General features: G+C 69.5%; 1 protein-coding gene. It reads right to left on the bottom strand.

Going from position 1 to position 406, the window contains the following annotated elements; genetic code table 11:
• Positions 1-406 (bottom strand): hypothetical protein (locus U8L64_RS00115; RefSeq protein ID WP_333392702.1); only part of this gene is annotated, 406 nt, incomplete at both ends.

Below are 406 nucleotides of genomic sequence, written 5' to 3'. Positions count from 1 at the left end.
GTCAGGGTGCCGTGGTCGCCAGCGAAGGTCTCGCCCTGCAGGTCACCAATCGCCACGGTCTTGCCGTTGATGGTCACGCTCTGCAGGTCGTCCAGGCCATCGGTGTCGGCCAGGGTGAAGCTGCCGGAGGCGAACTCGCCTTCGCCGGCCGCCGCCGAGCCGCTGCTCAGACCGGCTTCGTCGACGAGGCTGTCGGTGGCGACGAGGCTCAGGGTCGGGCCGTCGTTGCTGCCGGTGATGGTGATGGTCAACGTTGCGCTGGACGGGTCGCCACCGACAGCCTCGTCGACGAAGCCGGTCTGAGCAGCGGCTCGGCGGCGGCCGGCGACGGTGAGTTCGCCTCCGGCAGCTTCACCCTGGCCGACACCGATGGCCTGGACGACCTGCAGAGCGTGACCATCAACGG

Origin of the sequence: Pseudomonas sp. FIP_A4 (assembly GCF_036701605.1) — a bacterium.
Lineage (GTDB): Bacteria > Pseudomonadota > Gammaproteobacteria > Pseudomonadales > Pseudomonadaceae > Stutzerimonas > Stutzerimonas phenolilytica.
Note: the sequence above shows the minus strand (reverse complement) of the source record. Positions and strands in the feature narration are given on the sequence as shown.